This window comes from uncultured Halopseudomonas sp., from assembly GCF_963977355.1.
Taxonomy (GTDB): Bacteria; Pseudomonadota; Gammaproteobacteria; order Pseudomonadales; family Pseudomonadaceae; genus Halopseudomonas.
This window is the reverse complement of record NZ_CAXBOV010000031.1, coordinates 17,576-35,906: the sequence shown is the minus strand read 5'-3', so window position 1 is coordinate 35,906 and position 18,331 is coordinate 17,576. Positions and strand designations below refer to the sequence as shown.

The 18,331-nt window shown below is 55.5% G+C and carries 19 protein-coding genes and 1 tRNA gene; 10 read left to right on the top strand and 10 right to left on the bottom strand.

The features are described from left to right. Nucleotides 1-132: 132 nt before the first annotated feature. From AAC076_RS15370 to AAC076_RS15360, 3 genes are all read right to left on the bottom strand, one after another. A complete protein-coding gene (locus AAC076_RS15370) occupies nt 133-1,509 on the bottom strand; it encodes an autotransporter outer membrane beta-barrel domain-containing protein (protein ID WP_339847337.1) in 1,377 nt (458 codons plus the stop codon). A gap of 263 nt (nt 1,510-1,772) precedes the next feature. After that, on the bottom strand, nt 1,773-3,098 hold the full coding sequence (locus AAC076_RS15365) for a Na+/H+ antiporter NhaC family protein (RefSeq protein WP_339847334.1): 1,326 nt from the start codon (nt 3,096-3,098) through the stop codon (nt 1,773-1,775). Nucleotides 3,099-3,196: 98 nt separating this feature from the next. Continuing rightward, nucleotides 3,197-3,619 (bottom strand): hypothetical protein, encoded by a 423-nt coding sequence (locus tag AAC076_RS15360; RefSeq protein WP_339847331.1) that lies wholly within the window; start codon nt 3,617-3,619, stop codon nt 3,197-3,199. Between the two features lie 137 nt (nt 3,620-3,756). Between AAC076_RS15360 and AAC076_RS15355 the strand changes: the two genes are divergently transcribed. From AAC076_RS15355 to AAC076_RS15325, 7 genes are all read left to right on the top strand, one after another. Further along, nucleotides 3,757-4,428, top strand: coding sequence for a glutathione S-transferase (locus tag AAC076_RS15355; protein WP_339847329.1), 672 nt, complete (start codon nt 3,757-3,759; stop codon nt 4,426-4,428). A gap of 80 nt (nt 4,429-4,508) precedes the next feature. Beyond that, nucleotides 4,509-5,057 (top strand): hypothetical protein, encoded by a 549-nt coding sequence (locus AAC076_RS15350; RefSeq protein ID WP_339847326.1) that lies wholly within the window; start codon nt 4,509-4,511, stop codon nt 5,055-5,057. Next, complete coding sequence (locus AAC076_RS15345) at nt 5,057-5,395, top strand: transcriptional regulator (RefSeq protein ID WP_339847323.1); 339 nt, start codon at nt 5,057-5,059, stop codon at nt 5,393-5,395. Before AAC076_RS15350 ends, AAC076_RS15345 begins: the two co-directional genes overlap by 1 nt. An 11-nt stretch (nt 5,396-5,406) precedes the next feature. Continuing rightward, a complete protein-coding gene (locus AAC076_RS15340; protein WP_339847321.1) occupies nt 5,407-6,324 on the top strand; it encodes a MotA/TolQ/ExbB proton channel family protein in 918 nt (305 codons plus the stop codon). A gap of 2 nt (nt 6,325-6,326) precedes the next feature. Then, nucleotides 6,327-6,761, top strand: coding sequence for a TonB system transport protein ExbD (gene exbD / locus AAC076_RS15335; protein ID WP_339847318.1), 435 nt, complete (start codon nt 6,327-6,329; stop codon nt 6,759-6,761). Next, complete coding sequence (locus AAC076_RS15330; protein ID WP_339847315.1) at nt 6,761-7,495, top strand: TonB C-terminal domain-containing protein; 735 nt, start codon at nt 6,761-6,763, stop codon at nt 7,493-7,495. The genes exbD and AAC076_RS15330 overlap by 1 nt, the downstream gene beginning before the upstream one ends. A gap of 14 nt (nt 7,496-7,509) precedes the next feature. Next, entirely contained in the window at nt 7,510-10,125 is a 2,616-nt protein-coding gene (locus tag AAC076_RS15325; RefSeq protein ID WP_339847312.1) for an ankyrin repeat domain-containing protein, read from the top strand. 71 nt (nt 10,126-10,196) lie between these two features. On the opposite strand, the gene AAC076_RS15320 is transcribed toward AAC076_RS15325, so the two are convergent. Both AAC076_RS15320 and cls read right to left on the bottom strand, forming a co-directional pair. After that, nucleotides 10,197-10,565, bottom strand: a complete 369-nt coding sequence (locus AAC076_RS15320; protein ID WP_339847310.1) for a DUF6746 family protein — start codon at nt 10,563-10,565, stop codon at nt 10,197-10,199. Between the two features lie 152 nt (nt 10,566-10,717). Beyond that, nucleotides 10,718-12,160, bottom strand: coding sequence for a cardiolipin synthase (gene cls, locus AAC076_RS15315; RefSeq protein WP_339847308.1), 1,443 nt, complete (start codon nt 12,158-12,160; stop codon nt 10,718-10,720). A 95-nt stretch (nt 12,161-12,255) separates the two neighbouring features. On the opposite strand from cls, the gene AAC076_RS15310 reads away from it, so the two are divergent. Then, nucleotides 12,256-14,226: an ion channel DMI1 gene (locus AAC076_RS15310; protein WP_339847306.1), complete on the top strand. Its 1,971-nt coding sequence runs from the start codon at nt 12,256-12,258 to the stop codon at nt 14,224-14,226. A gap of 30 nt (nt 14,227-14,256) precedes the next feature. Here AAC076_RS15310 and AAC076_RS15305 read toward each other — a convergent pair whose 3' ends face one another. The 5 genes from AAC076_RS15305 to AAC076_RS15285 form a co-directional block, all read right to left on the bottom strand. Then, entirely contained in the window at nt 14,257-14,595 is a 339-nt protein-coding gene (locus tag AAC076_RS15305; RefSeq protein WP_339847303.1) for a TusE/DsrC/DsvC family sulfur relay protein, read from the bottom strand. After that, entirely contained in the window at nt 14,592-14,903 is a 312-nt protein-coding gene (gene tusB / locus AAC076_RS15300) for a sulfurtransferase complex subunit TusB (protein ID WP_339847301.1), read from the bottom strand. Before tusB ends, AAC076_RS15305 begins: the two co-directional genes overlap by 4 nt. Further along, a complete protein-coding gene (tusC, locus tag AAC076_RS15295) occupies nt 14,900-15,253 on the bottom strand; it encodes a sulfurtransferase complex subunit TusC (protein WP_339847300.1) in 354 nt (117 codons plus the stop codon). Before tusC ends, tusB begins: the two co-directional genes overlap by 4 nt. Before the next feature lies 1 nt (nt 15,254). Next, nucleotides 15,255-15,644, bottom strand: coding sequence for a sulfurtransferase complex subunit TusD (tusD, locus tag AAC076_RS15290; RefSeq protein WP_339847297.1), 390 nt, complete (start codon nt 15,642-15,644; stop codon nt 15,255-15,257). 67 nt (nt 15,645-15,711) lie between these two features. Further along, nucleotides 15,712-16,377: a Bax inhibitor-1/YccA family protein gene (locus tag AAC076_RS15285; protein ID WP_339847351.1), complete on the bottom strand. Its 666-nt coding sequence runs from the start codon at nt 16,375-16,377 to the stop codon at nt 15,712-15,714. A 163-nt stretch (nt 16,378-16,540) separates the two neighbouring features. On the opposite strand from AAC076_RS15285, the gene AAC076_RS15280 reads away from it, so the two are divergent. Both AAC076_RS15280 and AAC076_RS15275 read left to right on the top strand, forming a co-directional pair. Beyond that, nucleotides 16,541-16,618, top strand: a tRNA-OTHER gene (locus AAC076_RS15280). Between the two features lie 306 nt (nt 16,619-16,924). Further along, on the top strand, nt 16,925-18,301 hold the full coding sequence (locus tag AAC076_RS15275; RefSeq protein WP_339847295.1) for an NAD-dependent succinate-semialdehyde dehydrogenase: 1,377 nt from the start codon (nt 16,925-16,927) through the stop codon (nt 18,299-18,301). The last annotated feature ends 30 nt before the right edge of the window (nt 18,302-18,331 follow it).

Genomic DNA, 18,331 nt, shown 5'->3' with positions numbered 1-18,331 from the left:
GAGTGTTATATGTCTCTTGCTGCAGGGTCGCGCAGGCGACGAACTACTTTGAAGGTTATTGGCTAGAGCGATAAGAGAGGGAAAGAAAAGGCACTATTCTGTCCTCAGAATAGCGCCCATTAGAGAGGCGACTCAGAAACTGATTTGCACGCCAGCCACTGCTGAACTGAAATTGTCAGTAGCATCAATGCTGGTGTTGTAGTTCACATACGCAGAGATGGCTTCAGTAATGCCGGCCTCAAGACCCAAGCCAACGCTGAAGTAGTCGCGATCAGGATCGCTGGTCTCCAGGCGCGCGCCGCCAACATTGAGACTTCGAGCTTCATCACTGTACTCATGCTCCCAGGCCAGGCTCGCGCGTGGGGTCAGGACGGCAAACCCAGTCTGAATCTGCATGGATGTGTCGACACCGAACATGGAGCGCAATGATCTGGCGCGCTGATCGCTGACTTCATCTGCATTGTCATACTGGTAGGCATCAATATCACTGTAGACATACTGTACCCGTGCGAAGGGGTCCAGTGCGACAACACCCAACTGGTTGTGATAGCCCAGGCCCAACAGCAGTGACGTCTCGTCAGCGTCGGTTTCTGCGCTAGATGCAGTATCAAGCTCGTAGCTTGCCCGCGTATAGCCCAAAATTGCTTGTGCATGGATCTGGTCAGTCAACTGATAGCTACTGAACAGTGACAAGCTCGTAGCGGTACGGTTGATTTCGTCGATGGACGCATCGACGTTACTGTCTCCTTCCTCATGGCTTAACGCGGCGCCTACTAACATTGCTTCAGTCAGTTTGTGATCAAGGCCCGCGGTAATGCGATTGCTGCGGTAGTTGTAGCCCGGCTGAGTGTCGCTGGCATTGACGTCATTTTCGTCATAGGAGGTTTGCAGGAAAAAACCGTGTTGAGGAAAAGGTGATGACTCACGCAAGCTGCCGAGGCGCTGACCCAGGGTGCGTGCAAGGGATTTGTTGGCGCTGATGGACAGGTCTCCCAGCAAAACGTCAGCAGAGGTCAGCGGCAGGGTCATGAAATAGATTGCACCAGGTCCGGTGACCGTTGTGGTGAAGGTTCCCTGGTCACCTGCAGCGAAGCCTGTATCCACAATAATATAGCGAGTACCTGCAACCAGACTGATGTTCTCGATATCCGAGGTGCCGATGCCGCCGCTGCCGTCATCATCACCAGCAACAAAGTTGGCGGTCTGATCGAGCGGGTCGAAACTGTTTTGGTACAGTAACAGGTAACCGTCATACCCACTTTGCGCGGACGATAGTGAATAAAGGCCATCAGAGCCAACCTGTAGATCTTGCGCTAGGAACCTGACCGGCCCCAGGCCGGAGCAGCAGTTGCCGTCTGCAAAGGGTCTTGCCCAGGTTCCGGCGTCAACCGAGCTGAGGTCGCCGCTATAGCTGCCTGTGGCAGCCATGATTGGCGCGGAGATAGCTGCAGTTGCGAAGAGTGCAAGTCGAATGGCACTGCGTAAATTCGGGGCAGAAAGTGTTGTCATGTTTTTTCTCATTATTGGTGTTGGCACGAGTTTAGATTACTTCCAATAATATCAATTTGACAGCATATTCTGTCTCTATGTTGAGCCAGATTAACGGGCACTCTGAGGATCTCGCAGCTGCCCTGATTGCCCTCTGGTCGAAGGCACTTTGGGACTCTTTGACCAGGAAGAAAATCCGCTTTGGATCAGCGTAAGTGCTGATCCCGACATTAGAAATAAAGTGCTTTGCCGCGAATTTGAATTCAGCAGCGACAAACTCTTCTTCAGTCTGCCATTGGCCTGGTTTTGGGAAAGCCAAAGACAATCGCGGCTATGGCCATGAGGGCCAGCAGCCAGCAGTAGTACACTTGGCCGACCAGCACCAGCGGTGAGATCGAAGCGAGCGAGCCGGCCAGAAGGATCTGTGCGCCATAGGGGATAAGACCCTGAATAACGCAGGAGAAGATATCGAGCAGGCTTGCGCTGCGGCGGCGATCCACTGCGTAGTCTTCGGCCAGTTCACGGGCGACGCTGCCGCTGATAATGATGGCAACGGTATTGTTGGCTACGAACAGGTTGGTGACGCTGACCAGCGCAGCGATGGCTGACTCGCCAGTGCGTTTGCCGGTTTTGCCGAGGATGCCGGCGATACGCTGAATACGGTCACGTACCCAGGCAAGGCCGCCTTCGCGTTTCATGATGGCTGACAGGCCCCCGATGAACATCGACAGCACCATGATTTCCAGCATGCCCTCAAACCCGCGGTAGATATCGCCACCCCAGGTGGCAGCGCTGTAGCCTTCAGTTAGAAAGAGCCCTGTGATGCCGGACAGGAGGATGCCGGTCATGAGTACTGCGAGCACGTTCAGCCCGCTGAGTGCGAGCACCAGCACAGCGATATAAGGCAGCACCAGAAGCAACTGGTAGTCGGCCACAACAGGTTCTACGGCGCTGTTACCAAGTATGAACAGCAATACCAGCGTTAGCAGCATGGAGGGCAACGCAATCATAAGGTTGAGCTTGAACTTGTCACGCATCGAAACGCCCTGGGTGCGAGTCGCAGCAATGGTGGTGTCGGAAATGATCGACAGATTATCTCCGGCCATGGCGCCGCCGATGATGGCACCCATGGCAAGGGGTATGGACAACCCCGTAGCCTCGGCAAACCCGAGGGCGACGGGTGCCAACGCGCCAATGGTACCCATGGATGTACCCATGGCGGTCGAGATAAAGGCAGCAATCAGGAACAGGCCCGGCAGTACAAACGCAGAGGGAATGAAGCTCAAACCCATGTTTACTGTTGCAGCCACGCCACCAATGGCTTCGGTTACGGTAGCAAAGGCCCCAGCGAGCAAAAATACCAGCGCCATGGTGATGATATTACTGTCGCCCACGCCCGTAACGAATGCCTCTATCGTTTGGTTAAGCGAATCACGAGCCAGCAGCACGGCAAGAATGATCGCCGGCAGTATGGCGACCGGTGCCTTGATCTGATAGAACGCGAAGTCAGTGCCCAGAGCCGTGTAATAGAGGCCACTGCCGAGAAAAATCAGCAGAAACAGCACCAGTGGCAGCAGTGCAGCAGCCCGGGGTGAAAAGCGTTCAGTCATGGCCAGCGATCTCCGTGGGTGCATCCTGATGAATGCGGCAGCGGTATTGATAGAAGGCGCCGTATTCTACGCGAGTTGCAAGCAGAGTTCCTTTGTTGTCATTCAGCCTGAGCGAGCAGCGCTTCGACGTCAGCATAGGATTGCGGTAATACCGGTCCAGCTATCACCTGGCCCTCGGCATCCAGCAACACCAGATCACCGTCCCGGGAATCATGATCCCGGGCGAAGGCTCGGCCGTCCTCCTGCCCCTGATGAGCTACGCGCAGATATACGCGTTCACCATATTCCGGCAGGGCTGCGCGCAGCAGATCGAGGACCTCACCACCACCCACCAGATTATTATCCCTGGTCAGCACCAGGGCTGGTTTGTCTATGCCGATAACGGACAGATCGGTTGATACACCAGTACGGGGCAACTGCTGCCAGGCAACAAGACTGACGCAACCAAACAGTACCATGATGAACAGGGCTTTAATCCAGCCGGGAATTCGCTTGGCGTTGGGGGTTTTGCTTGTAGTCATTTGCTTCTCCTAATGTGCGGACGATATGTTCTCATGCCTTGAGAGCCCCTTGGGGAGAATCCTGCTACAAAGACTTTCATCGCTTTTTCATGGCATAGTCTGCCTCACTTCAAGCCACTTCTCAGGGAGATGAATCGATGATTACAGTCCACCACTTGGCCAATTCCCGTTCGCAACGCATTCTTTGGCTGCTCGAAGAGTTGGGCTTGGAATACGAGGTTAAACGTTACGAGCGAGACCCTGAAACCAGTCTGGCGCCGCCAGAACTGAAGAAGATTCACCCGCTGGGCAAGTCACCTGTGATTACTGATGGCGATCTGGTCGTGGCCGAGTCCGGCGTGATTATTGAATATCTGGTCGACAAGTACGGCAATGGCAAGCTTGCCCCCGAGCCGGGAACTCCAGAGCGCCTGCAATATACCTATTGGCTGCACTATGCCGAGGGTTCGGCGATGATGCCGTTATTGCTCAAGCTGGTTTTCAACAAGGTCGAGAATGCCAAAATGCCGTTCTTCGCCAAACCCTTTGCCAAGGGCATATCCAAGAACGTGCGCAGCAGTTTTATCGAGCCGCAGATTCGTCAGCATCTTGATTATATGGAAGCGGAGGTAGCGAAAACCGGTTACTTCGTCGGCGACCAACTTACGGCCGCTGATATTCAATTGAGCTTTCCGCTCGAAGCCGCTGCTGCGCGAGGCGGGCTGGATCAAACCTGGCCTAATCTGATGGCCTTTCTTGAGCGTATCCACGGCATGCCAAGCTACAAACGTGCCCTGGAGCGTGGTGGAGAGTACGACATAATCAGCTGATTAATTTTTTAGCACACCTCTTGTTTTTGTCTACTCTGTTCAATAGAGTGCTTTGCAAAGAATAAAACAAGAGAGTGTTCATGCCTCCTTCAGTTGAAGAAGCTGCCCGTGCGCTGCGCGAGATTGACGCCATCAAGGCTCGCGCTGCCGGGTTCCAGGATTATCGGGCAGAGTCCGATCAGCTTCTGCTGTGGGGTGTTGCTCACTCGGTTGGCTTTGCTCTCTCAGGGCTTTTCCCTGCACTCATATTATTGATCTGGCTCATAGTGGTTCCTGCTTCAATGGGTGCTGGCATGATCCTGGCACGCCGCGCAGCCACAGAAATCCCCGGCATCGGTTGGCGCTATCTGGTACTGATCGGTGCCATCTTCACCTTCATGATTCTAATCCATGTGGTCATGTGGCCGCTCACCCCCGAGCAGGGCTCCATGGTGGCACCGCTGTTTGTGTCTGCGCTTTATGTGATGCGAGGCGTTCAGATGCGGCCACGTTATCTGTTTATTGGTGGTTGGTTGGCAGTGTTGCTGATGATCGGCTTTATGTTCTTCCAGCCGGTTTTCTGGTGGTGGATGGCCGCGGTGTATGGCGGTAGCTTCGTTGCCTTCGGCCTCTGGTTGAGGCGCTTGTAATGCAGACGCCCAACGAGATCATTCACCAGCCTATTCGTCTGAAAATCATGGCAGCACTCAACACGCTGACAGCGGGCCAATGGCTTGAATTCGTTTCCCTCAAATCGATAGTCGACACCACCGACGGCAATCTTGGTGCGCACCTCAATACCCTTGAAGGCGCGCAATACGTTCTGATCAAGAAAGATTTTGCAGGCAAAAAACCGCGTACACGGGTTTGCCTGAGTGCCAAGGGTCGTGAGGCCTTTACCGGTTATATAGCGGCACTGCACGCCATTCTTGCGCTCGACACACTTGAACCTGATGTCCCCACTACCTCTCCCGATAACAATAGATAATGGAGCTTTCTATGCAGACCACCAATCCTTACGCCACAGCCAGCCGCTGGCAGACTCGCCTGCGTCTTGCGGCACTCGTGATTCTGATGGGCGTAACTGGCCTGACTGCCAACCTGGTGGTTGCCCAGGCAGAACAGGAGCAGGAGAGCGCAGCAGCTACCGCGGCCACACCCGCCGTGGCCAATGAGTCAGCGCAGCCGGTCGCTGCAGCACAGCCGATGCAGCCTGCGGCGGCCCCGATCCAGACTTCAATGGCCCCTGCTGAGCGGTTTGGGGTACGCGAGATGTTTTTCCAGGCCGATGTGGTGGTCAAGGCGGTGATGATCTTTCTGGTGATTTGCTCACTGGCGACCTGGGCGATCCTGTTCGAAAAACTGGTGGTCTTTGCCCGTGCAAAGCGTGCCAATCAGCGCTTTCTCAAAGCCTTTCGCGACGACGACAAGGGCGTTATGCATGAACAGGCAGACGCCAGCGCCATGGGTAGGATGTGGCAGGTAGCCCAGGGTGAGCTGCGCCGTTTTGGCAAGGATCGCAAGGCCGATGCGGATGAGATCAACCGGTTGCTGCAACGCATGTCATTGACCGCAAGTATTCCACAGGAGCGCGACATGGCACGCCTGGGTAGCATGATGGGTGTTCTCGCTACTATCGGTGCTACAGCTCCCTTCATCGGACTTTTCGGTACCGTATGGGGCATTCTGAACAGCTTTGCCAGCATCGCAACGATGAAAACTGCCAGCCTCGCGATTGTTGCTCCGGGTATTGCTGAAGCCCTCCTGGCCACGGCTCTGGGGCTTTTTGCGGCGATACCTGCAGTGATGATTTTCAACAAGTTTGCCCGTGACATTAATCACTTTGTGGGCAGCCTTGATAATTTCTCAGCCGAGATGTTGGCTGCCACCTCTCGCCAGCTGGACGAGGTGCGCTGATCATGTCGATCCAGTTTAATTCCGGGCCTACGGTAAAGAGGCACAATTACCAGCAGAATGCCGAGATGAATATCACGCCTTTTGTTGACGTGATGCTGGTACTGCTGATCATTTTCATGGTGGCTGCGCCATTGGCAACGGTTGATGTTCCGGTCGACCTGCCAAGTAACGCTGCAACGCCCAGCCCGCCGCCAGCTGATCCGGTCTATGTGAGTGTGCAGGCTGACGGGCTGCTGTTCGTGCAGGAACAGGAAGTAAAGCTCGACGGTTTACAGGCTCTGATCCTTGGTGTGACCTCGGGGCAACAGGATACGCGACTCTTTCTGCGTGGCGATCAGGCGGTTGATTACGGGACGCTCATGCGCGTCATGAATACGCTGCAGAAGGCCGGATACACACGTATCAGTCTTGTTGCATCGGAAGAGCTGGAACCCTGATGAGTCGCTCGTCGACAACACTGGGCTGGTCTGCGCGATTTCTGGTGATAGCTATTTCACTGGCCTTGCACGCTGCACTTGTGGCCTGGCTGGCGAGTGGGCGTCTTTCGCACCCGATGGTCATCGAGCCGGAACCGGTAGCCATAGAGCTGGTTCAGTTACCACCCGAGCCCGAACCGGAGCCAGAACCAGAGCCAGAGCCAGAACCCGAACCAGAGCCGGAGCCGGAGCCAGAACCCGAACCAGAGCCGGAACCCGAACCTCAACCCGAGCCCGAGCCGGTCAAACCGCGTCCTCAGCCGGTTGCCAAACCTGCGCCGCCTAAACCAGCGGGACCGCCGGTGCATTCCTTTGGGGCCAATACGGAGTGGAGCGCACCACCTGCGCCGCCGGCGAACGCTCCGACAAGGGCACGGATGGCGCCTTCAGGTTATGCCGAAACGGTAAAAAGTCGAGTCACGCAGAAGCTGGTGCGCCCGGCAGGCTCGTCATATAAGCCGCCACCTGGCTATAAGGGTGATCCGGACGACTTCAAGCGTCAGTGCCGCATCCCCTACGAGATCGTAGTCGATACGCAGGGAAAGATTGTCTCTTACAACATTGATCGTTGCGTCGATGCAGTTCTGAATCAGGCAGCCGAGCAGGCCATCGTGCAGTCGGCACCGTATCCGCCGCCGCCTAACGAGGGTGCAAGCCAATACACGATCTATGGCACGGCTATATTCATCGATTAAAAGGAGGTTGTTCGATGCTCTATTTGACACGTTCCAACGCTGCGCTACTGGCGACAGCGGTTTCGGTGGCCTTCCTCAGCGGCTGTGCCGGCGAACCGGTTGCCGGGCCGGTGGACTACAAGCCACCGCCACCCAGCCTGCCAACCGATCGCGCCACTACCAAGGCCAGCTTCGAGTGCGGTGGTGCGTTGCCTGCAGTTCATCGGCAGATCTGCGCCAGTGACGAGCTGTCGCGCCTGGATCGGCAACTGCTTGAACAATACCGAACGCGGGTGCAAGCCGCCGATATGGCCGGCGCATTACTGCTTGAAGCCAGCCATCGCCAGTGGCAGCTGGGCCGAGCAGGTCATTGCGGGCTAGGCCAGGAGAGCGGCACCGAGATCAGCGCAGATAGCCAGGCCATCGGTTGCCTGGAAGCCCTCTACCGCCAGCGTAGCCGTGAACTTGCGTCCTGGCCGGTAGCGCAGCCGCAGGCACAGAGCAAGGCGCATGCCTATGCTTCGTATGTCAGTTACAGGCTCGCAGACAGCCGTGATCCAGCCTTGTGTACTGCAATGACCGCGGATCTGAATGCAGACCTGGCGCGCCATGGCCGACCATCTGCAGCGCGTCTTCCGTCAGCGACCTTGCTGGCTGGCACACATGCCGACAAAACCAGCGCCACCGTTAACGGTAGCCAGGTGCAGGTAGACGTATACAACGCCGGCCCCTACGCGGGTTACGAGAATCGAACTCGGGTGTTGATTGTTAACGGACAGCCGGTACTTGGCCAACACACGATGCCGCAGTGGATCGCAGAGCAGCCCAATTACGGCGGGCGGTCCCACGCTTCCTCTTCACAGACCGGCGACTACGGCTCGATCGACGTGTTTAGCCGAAACGGGCGTACTCTGGTCATGGTCAACGAAACCTGGGGGTTCTATTCGCCTGCGGCTCGGGGCGAATCAGCTTTTAGTGGCTTGTATGAACTGCAAGGGCAGAGCGTACAGCCGTTGTGTCTGTTCCAGACCTACCTGACGCCGCCGCGCACCAACACGCTGGCGGGTATGCCTTCCTACGCTCAGCTACAGGCCGAGCTGGACAAGCTGGCCGGTGATCCTCTGCCAGGTTACGCGCAGCAAGAGCGTCGCGATAATTTCCAGACGTGGAAAGAGCGGCAATGGACCTTACTGAACCTGCCGCTGCTCGGCGCTGATGCACTAACCCGTTTTGGTCGTGAGGCGGCGGTGCGGCAACGCAATGATGCAGCAATGGACGCTTTTTTCAACTGGTCCGAGCGCAGTCTGAACAACAAGGCGATGTACCGACGGGTAATGCCCATGTTGCAACCGGCGCACAATGAGCTGGTGCAGATGTTCAGTGCCCAGGGACTGACGGATAGCGACGCACGCGCTTCTGCTGATCTGCTTTTCCACGAAACCTTCGCGCGGGCGACGGAGAATCTTTCGGCTCCTGATCAGGCGCCCGGTCTCCCGCTGCCTCCGGGAGCAAACTATCAGCCTCGCTATGCCATCGCACCGGTTGCGGGTGAGCTTGAACGTGGACGCAACTTCGCGACACTCTATAGCGTACTGATCAACAATGGGCCACAGAACGTAGTGCGCGATTTTATTGCGTATGAAACCGATACATTCGGTCGTCAGCGCGGTATCGGTCCTGATTCCAGTCCGGCCTTGTTGGCTGCACTGGAAACACCAGCCAATGTGCGGTTGCTGCTGGACTCGGGCTTTGATGTGAATGGTGCCAATGCCTGGGGAAAGACTCCGCTGATGGCTGCGGCGCAGCTCAACGAACTGGAAAGTGCTCGCTTGTTACTTGCCAACGGGGCTGATGTGCATCGCCAGACCACTCAATCTCCGGGCATGGGGGTAGGTGGTCCCGACAGGAAAGAAGCGGCAAGCGGACGCCAGACCGCACTGCTGATGGCAGCACGTGAAGCAGAGGCAGGCATGATCGCCACCTTGCTGGATGCCGGCGCTGCCCGCCAGTTGTGGAAGGGTTATCACCAACAGGTGTGCAACGCCCTTGATGCCAATTCCAGACTGGGCGAGGGCGAGCGTGCGGCTTTCAAGGAACCCCTGTGCAAGGAAGTCTACAAGCCGCTGCCGGTGACCCAGCAAAAGCCTGTAAATATCCGTGCCGGGGACGTTCTGCCTCTGCGCGATGATGGGGTGATATACGAGATCCGCCTTGTCGAACGTCCGGCGATGAATCTCTTTGGACGTGCATACAATATCTCGCCCAAGCGCCTGCGCAATGACATTGGCTCTATCGCCAGGACAGTCGGCACTGCTGCAACTCGACGCGGCAAGGTCAAGGTAGAGGGCCCTCTTACTCTGGTGTTCGCGGACTTGTCAGCCGTGACCCCGGACAACTTGCCGATCACCGTCAGCTTTCCGGTAGATGCCTCAGGGGTGCCTTCGGTGAGTGGCTTCGTAATGGATAAAGTCGATACACAGCAAGTGCTTAGCGTTGACTTTGATGCCCAGCGTAACGATGTGGAGGGCACCTGGCGTGCGCTCTACAGTGCTGCGCTAACCCAGGGTTTCACGCCAACTAGCCGGGGCTATGTGATTGTGCATACCCGCGGTGGACTGCGTACGGAATATCAGTTGGTCGTGACTGAATAGGGCGCTTCGATAGGGCAACCACCCATCAATTGAGGGCGCTGAACGCCCTGACAACATGGGGTGGTTGCTTCCTAGTTTATAAGCGTCTTGGCAGCACCAAGGTAAGCTTTACCATGCTTGCGCACAGCATCAGAGTCTGCGCGCTCGGATGCCAGATGGACTTCCTCAAGAGCTAAAGCCATTTCGCTGGCCTCGGCACGCATTTTTTCCAGCGCATTTTCCAGGGTATAGGTCAGTTCATGTACCTGTGCCAGATCGCTGCCATCCAGCTCTCCGGCCAATAAGGCTTCTAATCGTCCATTATATTCTTTGAAGTTGGCCACGGCCTGTTCATGGGAGTCAGCCGCTTTGGCCTGGTAATGACTTACGTCTCCTGCGTCAGCCATGGCAGGTGACATGAGTGCGGCGGTAAGGGTTAAGGGCAGCAGATAGATTCGCATCACATACCTCTAGATAACAATGATAATAAATCGCATCTAGAATGTAGCAGTCATCCTTTATGAGAACAAGTCTCATTAACTGTGTTTTTTAGAGTATTAATAGATCCCTACGTTCGCTACTGTCGAGGGGCATGCGCGAGCTCATGGTGAGTTCAGAGCAGCGGACTCATGAAGAACATAAGACGCTCAAGGACCCTTGCACCTCGGCTTCGTTCGCGCCACGAGGCCAGGGTCAGGAGCTCACTGCGCTCAAGGTAGGAATCAATCAAGTGCCCGACTGCGGCAGTGCTATCGCCGTCAAAGAGAGTGACGGTCAACTCGAAGTTGAGTTGCAGGCTGCGTATATCCAGGTTGACGCTACCAACCAGCGCTATTGCGTCATCAATCAGCATTGCTTTGCTGTGCAACAAGCCACCATCGAAGCGATGAATTCTGGCTCCTGATTCCAATAACAGCTCAAAGTATGAGCGGCTGGCCCAACCCACCATGATCGAGTCATTTTTCTTGGGCAACAGAACATTCACGTCGACACCACGCCTTGCTGCCTGGCGTAGTGCATCAAATATGGCTTCGGATGGCACGAAGTAGGGCGTACAGATGGTGATACTGGTATTGGCACGGTAGATAGCAGAAAGCGCCGCTTGGCCAATCAGGTCTTCGCCAACGCCCGGTCCCGATGGAATGATGGAAACCCAGTTAGGCCAGTTCTCTGCAGCCGGGTAGTGTTTTGGAAGGTCACGCAGGCCGGTTTCCACTTCCCAGTCCCAGGCAAAGACCTTGGATAATCCCGGGGCAGCCTGACCGTCAAAGCGCAGCATAAGGTCGACCCATTGACCAACACCAGCCCCCTGTTTGAAACTCAGTGGGTCGGCCATGTTCATCGAGCCTGTATAGGCAATACGGTCGTCAATGACCCACAGTTTACGATGCATACGCAGGTCTATGCGGCGAGCCAGGGCACGAAATAACTTTACCGGCAAAGCCGGAACCACCTCTATGCCGGCTTCGACCATTTTCTTGCGCCATTTTGAACGGAAGAATTTACGACTGCCCGCATGATCGATCAGCAGCGAGACCCTTACGCCGCGTTGGCTTGCAGCGATCAGTGCCTGGGAAATATCATCAACTCTGCCTCCGGGATGCCATATGTAGGTCACTACCCGAATACTTTCCCTGGCCTGTTGAATATCGCCCAGCCATTGCTGAAAAATCGCCTCTGGCGTGGCCAGCAACTGCATATTCGAATATCCCAGTGCACTGACGCCGTTGCGTGCAATCAGCATTTGATGAATGCCCTGGGCCAATGCGCCACCGGGTAAAACGGCCTCAGGGCGACCAAAACGATGATTTATGTTGTGCAGGTATGGGTCGATCATGGCGTTGGTGCGTTCCCCGTGCCGGCGGCCAAGGTTCATCTCACCAATCATCAGATAAAGAACTGCCCCTATCAGAGGGATGACATATATAACCAGAAGCCAAGCGAGGGTGCCGCTTACCGGCCTGCGGCGAGTGATGACACGGACAGTCACTGCAGCTGAAAAAAGCCAGTAAAAAGCTATGGCGAATAGCGCGAAGATGTTTTGCAGGTTATCCATCAATGACCGCTGTTATATTCAGTCCGCAGGCTTGCAGATAGTCAATCTAGCAGGCTTTAGGTACGCTTGTAAGGTTTTGACCAACTGGAATTCATATGCTGCCCTTCACACTGGTAGACCGTCTGCGATATATCCTCGAACGCCAGTTGATCAAGGGCGTGCACTACCAACTTCTCGTTGTGGCGCTTTTTATCGCGTTGATTTCACTGATCGGCGGATGGTTGGCCTGGCCCTCTTCGCAGGCTGATGTTCCGCTGGCTGATTCTGTGTGGTGGGCATTTCTCCGGCTTACCGACCCGGGGTATCTTGGGGACGACTCAGGCACCTGGCGCAGGGTGATATCCACGGTGCTGACTGTTGTCGGGTATGTGCTTTTCATGGGCACACTAGTGGCCATCATGACCCGCTGGCTGATCAGCAAGATGGGCGTACTGGAGCAAGGCCTGACACCGGTTACGATCAACAATCATGTTGTGATCCTGGGTTGGACGAACCGGACTATCCCGCTAGTGCAGGAAATCATGGATAACGCTGGTGGTATTCAACGCCTACTCAAATCTCTCGATACTCGCCGTCTGCGTCTGGTGATCTTGTCAGACATAGTAGATACAGAGCGAAGTCAGGAGCTGCGCGACACTCCCGGTGTTGGTCGTCGGGTCAAGGACATCATCTTGCGCTCGGGCACGCCATTGCACCCCGAGGCATTGCACCGGGTTGCTTGCCTGCAGGCCGCGGTGGTCATGATCCCCGGTCGCTCCCAGGGCGGTAGCACGTTGGTTACCGGTGATATGGAAACCATCAAGGCTTTGCTGACCCTGCACGCCCAGGGTCAACATAGTGGTCAACCTCTGCCTTATGTGGTGGCCGAGATCGAGGATGTGCGCAAGCTGAACGTGATGCGCAGGGCCTATCCCGGCCCGCTGGAAATCATTGCCAGTGATGCGATAGTCAGTCGACTGATGGCGCAGGCCATCCTGCACCCTGGGCTCCCGGAGTTCTACGGCGAAGTCATGTCGGTACACGATGGCAATGAAATTTATCTGCGTTCAACTGTAGGCTGTGAAGGTCAGACACTGGCCGCAATTGCTGCGCGATGCCCTCATGCTGTGCTTCTCGGTCTGGTCCGCAGGGCAGGGGACATATCGACCACGATGCTCAACGCGCCGACCAGCGAGCGGGTGCAGACCGGCGACAGCCTGGTAATGCTGGCCCGCGAATACGAGGATGCAGATCCAACACAAGACAATGAGCTTCTAGCCAGGACGTGGGAGCGTAAAAGCCAGGTCAATACGTCATTGATTGGAGCTGACTTCAGCAAGAAGTCGGTACTCATTCTTGGCTGGAATCGACGCCTGCCAGCGCTTGTGCATGAGCTGGCAACCTATGGTGAACAGAACTTCCGCCTCATGATGGTTTCAACCCTCGAAGCGGACGCCCAGCGTGAGGAACTGGTGCAGTACAGTGAAAAGGCCCAGAGCGTGCCCTGTGATCATCTGCAAGCCGATTTCATGGCAGAGACAACCTTGAGAAAGATCCTGCAAACCCAGTGGGACAGTATTCTGCTGGTATCCAGTGACCGGCTGGACTCGGGTGAAGAGGCTGATGCCCGTGCGATGGTTGGATACATGGCAGTGGATGAGTTGTTGAAGGAGCGTAAGCATCGACCGCAGCTGCTGCTGGAGCTGAGTGACCCGGCAAATGAAGAGTTGGTGGTGCGTAACCGCAGTGAAAGTATCATCAGTCCGATGATTCTGAGCCACCTGATGGCGCAAATTGCACAACGCCGTGAACTCGGCCTGGTGTTTGAGGAGCTCTTTACCGTGGGTGGGGCCGAGATTCTCTATAGGGACCTGAGTGAATACCCCATGCAGAGCGTCAATACCTTTGCCGACCTGGAAGCAGTGGCTGGTTTGCAGGGTGAGACGGCTCTGGGGCTCTATCGGCTAACGCCGGATGCCGAAGGCAGGCGATTGCAGCTCAACCCCGCCAGGGATGTCCCGCTCAAGCTCCAGACGGGAGATGAACTGGTGATTCTGACCACGTTGCCAATCGGACCCGGATTATAAAGTCTGGCGAAGCGAGTCCTAATGGCGGTTTTACAGACAATTATCCGGCTTGGGCAGGCCTGCAATTTTGCTCGCGAGCTTGGCCGGACTACCGGGAAACAGCTTCAGCAAATAGATGCTTTTGCCTTTTTCCGGACCAAGCTCCTGACCTACGTATTTTACCAAAGGCCGCATAGCCGGCGAGAGTTGATAGCGTTGATAAAACTGGCGGAGCAAAAGAATCACTTCCAGATGCTTGTCGGTAAACTCGATGCCTTCGATACGCGCGAGCTCCGCGGCCAGGGGTTGCGACCAGTCGTTCAGATCGGTCAGGAAGCCTTCCTGGTCAAGTGCAATACGCTTTGATCCAACCTGTATTGTCTGCGTCACCAGCTGACCACCTTGCCGCTTTGCTCGCAGAGTTGCACAATGCCTTTGTAGTCTATGGATTGAACACGCGCGGGCAGATCGTCCAGGGCCAGCCCACGGGCAAGCAGGTCTGCCTCCAGTACATGCAAACGCACATCACCGGGAAGAAGTTTGATACTGCCCAGGGATGCAGAGCCTGGCAGTAGCGCGTAGACAGCATCCTCGATGAGAAGAACGCTCTGCTTGTTCGCCAATACACGCATGCAATTGGCCAGCGAGCTGCTTCCGGTTGGCGAGTGGCGGAGAATATGAAGAGTGGGTGCGCTCACAGGCATACCACCTCCGAGAAGTGTTCCAGCAAAATAGCAATTTGGTTGCTATCTACGCAGTCTGCCGGCAATGAACATTGATTTATGTTCAATCCGCGTTCGGCAAGCGAATGCCGACAGACCATGACGTCTTCTATGCCATACATATCCAGGGCATCAAGATTCGCCGACAGTGATTTTTGCTGCAGCAAACCTGCATCCTGCCCCTTGCGCAACTGCAGAACCCCGTCACCCATGAACAGGAGACCTGTCGGCACACCGAAGGCAGCAGCAGCCAGCGCCAGGTCTAGAGCCTCCCGGGCCGCCAGGTGGGTAGGCGGCCGACTGGTAATAATCAACAGACTTTTCATGTCAGGTACCAAACGTCACTGTGCGGTCGGCCGTTTGCAGGCTGTCGACCCATTGCCCAAGGCCCGATAATGCCCAAGGTGCTCCGCTGTTTGCTACTGGTCGCTTCCACCGGGTTGCTTCCGCGCTGTCTAGCACACCGCGGCGCAGCGCCGCTGCAATGCAGACAACCGCATCAAGCTGGTTGTCGCTGATAAAAGCCCGCCAGTCGGCGTAAATGTCCGCCTCATCCTGGGGCTGTACACCCAACGAGCTGGCCAGATGGACCGCGTCACGATAGAAAAATAACCGGCTGATCTGGTGCCCCGCATCCAACGCTGCGCGGGCAAAGTTCAAAGCGCTGCGAGCAGCGGGATCCTGGGGGCCGGCAAGAAGGATAATGGCAAAATTCATGGATATAACCGTTCATAAACAAAAAAGGCCCGCTATGGAGCGGGCCTCATTGTAACTAATCAAGCGATTAATCGTCGCCGAAGATGCCCAGAATGTGTAGCAGACTGAGGAAAATATTGTAGATAGATACAAACAGGGTGATGGTCGCCATGATGTAATTGTCTTCACCACCATGAATGATTGAGCTGGTCTGATACAGAATGATGGCCGAAGAAAACAATACGAAGCCAGCAGAAATCGCCAGGGCAAGGCCCGAGACATCAATGAAGATGCTGGCCACAACGGCGCAGAGCAACACCACAAAGCCGGCCATGATGAAGCCAGACAGGAAGCTGAAGTCTTTGCGGGTCAGAATCGCGTAGGCGGACAGACCGAGGAACACCATAGCAGTCATACCCAGAGCCATGGCCACAAGCGAGCCGCCGTTTGGCAAAGACAGGTAAGCATTCAATATGGGGCCGGTTGTGTATCCAAGGAAACCGGTAAACACGAAGGTCAGAACCAGACCCCAACCGGAATCACGAAACTTCGAGGTCAGAAACAGCAACCCGTAAAAGCCCACCAGCATGATAATGATATTGGGGCGGGGCAGATTCAACGCCATGGACACCATTGCAACAATGGAGCTGAACGCCAACGTCATGGCTAGGAGAGCGTAAGTATTGCGGAAAAGCTTACTGACCTCGGCCTCGTTGACACCCGTATGCTGCAGGGTGCTTTGTTGATCTTGCATGTTCATAGTCGATCTCCAGGAGTAGCTAGTAGGTTGATCCTTTAATATTCACTGATCATACCCGTTCGATGTTGCAAATCAAGGCCTTGAAAACGTAAAAGCGTTTCATTTCGATACCTTGGGCATTGACTAGCGCGCGGTTTCCGGTAGTATTGCCGGCCGTGGAGGGATGGCAGAGCGGTTGAATGCACCGGCGTAGGTTAATAGCCTACCCAGGGTTCGAATCCCTGTCCCTCCGCCACTATTTGAATTGAAAAGCCCCAGTAAACCGTCATTGGTTCTGGGGCTTTTTTGCGTCTGCTCCACATTCAAAGAATCAGAAGATCGCGGGCTCTATCTGCGCACCTTGCGCAGGAACTTAAGGTGATCATCCAGAGTCAGTTATGACAGGCAGGGACGGATGTTCTGTGTTCTTCATGAACCGAATATCACTAACGCCACGCAATGTCCGGCCTCGGCCTATCGCGGCGATTACGCTGCGCTGGGGCAGGGACACAGCGTTAGACCCAACTCCTGCGCTCACCCAACACATCTGGAAGGAGCGATCATGTCGACCATCACCACCATTAACCCGACCACTGAAGAAGTACTTCAGTCTTACAACGTCATGTCTGAAAAAGAAGCAACGGACCGCCTGGAGGCTTGCCACGCAGCTTTTCTGGAGTGGCGTGAACTCACTCCTCAGGATCGCGCTCCCTATCTCAACAAGATCGCACAAAAATTACGCGACAACGCTGAGGAACTCGCAGCGCTGATGACCAGCGAAACTGGAAAGCTACTTAAAGATGGGCGGGTAGAGGTCGAGCTTTGCGCGGCGCTTTTTGAATACAGCGCCAAAAATGGTCCCGAGATGCTGGCTGATGAGGAGCGCGTGCAGGCGCTCAGCGGTAAACGCGGTATTGTCAGCTATCAGCCAGTGGGTGTGATCTATTCGATCCAGCCATGGAACTTCCCCTGTTACCAAGTAGTGCGCGTGCTCGCTGCCAATCTGATGGCAGGCAACGGCTGCGTTCTGAAGCATGCCAGCATCTGCACCGGTTCGGGCTTGCGATTGCGCGAACTATGCATTGAGGCTGGCCTACCCGAAAACCTGTTTCAGGTTGTTGTAATCGACCATGACACCAGTGACAAGCTGATTGCCCACTCCAAGGTTCGTGGCGTTACACTCACGGGCAGCGATGGAGCCGGAAGACACGTTGGTGCCGTGGCAGCCAAGGCGCTCAAGAAAACCGTACTTGAGCTGGGATCGAACGACGCCTACCTCGTACTTGAAGACGCTGATATCAAAACCGCGGTGAAATATTCAGTGATGGGGCGGCTCTATAACAATGGAGAGACCTGCGTTTCTGCCAAGCGATTTATCGTGACCGACAAGGTCCATGACGCTTTTGTCCAAGCCTTTGTAGCCCAGATGGAAGCGATTACCATGGGCGACCCAACTCGCGAAGATACGCAGCTGGGACCGCTTTCCAGCCAGGATCAGTTTGACACGGTCAAAGGGCAGGTGGATGACAGCGTTGCCAAGGGCGCAAAAATCCTGTGCGGTGGAGAAGTACCCGATCGCAAAGGCGCCTATTACCCTGCGACAGTGCTGACCGAGGTTACACCTGGAATGCCGGCCTACGATGATGAAATCTTCGGGCCAGTTGCGGCGATCATCCGTGCAAAGGACGACAAGGACGCCATGCGACTGGCAAATGACAGTCGCTATGGGCTAGGTGGCGGTATCTTTTGCAAAGATGAGGAGCACGCCATCAAGCTGGCTCGCGACCACTTTGATACGGGTATGATTCGTATCAACTCCTTCGGCGCAGCCGATCCGAACATGCCTTTCGGCGGCGTCAAGGACTCGGGCTACGGACGCGAGCACGGCGGTTTCGGAATAAAGGAGTTCGTCAACGTCAAATCCATCTTCCTTCCATGACATCAAGCTGAAGAAAGAGAGTATTCGGGC

What these genes read in the sequence shown, in the direction of transcription:
- AAC076_RS15370 (WP_339847337.1), bottom strand. Translation starts at nt 1,509, where the DNA reads ATGACAACACTTTCTGCCCCGAATTTACGCAGTGCCATTCGACTTGCA.
- AAC076_RS15365 (WP_339847334.1), bottom strand. Translation starts at nt 3,098, where the DNA reads ATGACTGAACGCTTTTCACCCCGGGCTGCTGCACTGCTGCCACTGGTG.
- AAC076_RS15360 (WP_339847331.1), bottom strand. Translation starts at nt 3,619, where the DNA reads ATGACTACAAGCAAAACCCCCAACGCCAAGCGAATTCCCGGCTGGATT.
- AAC076_RS15355 (WP_339847329.1), top strand. Translation starts at nt 3,757, where the DNA reads ATGATTACAGTCCACCACTTGGCCAATTCCCGTTCGCAACGCATTCTT.
- AAC076_RS15350 (WP_339847326.1), top strand. Translation starts at nt 4,509, where the DNA reads ATGCCTCCTTCAGTTGAAGAAGCTGCCCGTGCGCTGCGCGAGATTGAC.
- AAC076_RS15345 (WP_339847323.1), top strand. Translation starts at nt 5,057, where the DNA reads ATGCAGACGCCCAACGAGATCATTCACCAGCCTATTCGTCTGAAAATC.
- AAC076_RS15340 (WP_339847321.1), top strand. Translation starts at nt 5,407, where the DNA reads ATGCAGACCACCAATCCTTACGCCACAGCCAGCCGCTGGCAGACTCGC.
- exbD (WP_339847318.1), top strand. Translation starts at nt 6,327, where the DNA reads ATGTCGATCCAGTTTAATTCCGGGCCTACGGTAAAGAGGCACAATTAC.
- AAC076_RS15330 (WP_339847315.1), top strand. Translation starts at nt 6,761, where the DNA reads ATGAGTCGCTCGTCGACAACACTGGGCTGGTCTGCGCGATTTCTGGTG.
- AAC076_RS15325 (WP_339847312.1), top strand. Translation starts at nt 7,510, where the DNA reads ATGCTCTATTTGACACGTTCCAACGCTGCGCTACTGGCGACAGCGGTT.
- AAC076_RS15320 (WP_339847310.1), bottom strand. Translation starts at nt 10,565, where the DNA reads ATGCGAATCTATCTGCTGCCCTTAACCCTTACCGCCGCACTCATGTCA.
- cls (WP_339847308.1), bottom strand. Translation starts at nt 12,160, where the DNA reads ATGGATAACCTGCAAAACATCTTCGCGCTATTCGCCATAGCTTTTTAC.
- AAC076_RS15310 (WP_339847306.1), top strand. Translation starts at nt 12,256, where the DNA reads ATGCTGCCCTTCACACTGGTAGACCGTCTGCGATATATCCTCGAACGC.
- tusC (WP_339847300.1), bottom strand. Translation starts at nt 15,253, where the DNA reads ATGAAAAGTCTGTTGATTATTACCAGTCGGCCGCCTACCCACCTGGCG.
- tusD (WP_339847297.1), bottom strand. Translation starts at nt 15,644, where the DNA reads ATGAATTTTGCCATTATCCTTCTTGCCGGCCCCCAGGATCCCGCTGCT.
- AAC076_RS15285 (WP_339847351.1), bottom strand. Translation starts at nt 16,377, where the DNA reads ATGCAAGATCAACAAAGCACCCTGCAGCATACGGGTGTCAACGAGGCC.
- AAC076_RS15275 (WP_339847295.1), top strand. Translation starts at nt 16,925, where the DNA reads ATGTCGACCATCACCACCATTAACCCGACCACTGAAGAAGTACTTCAG.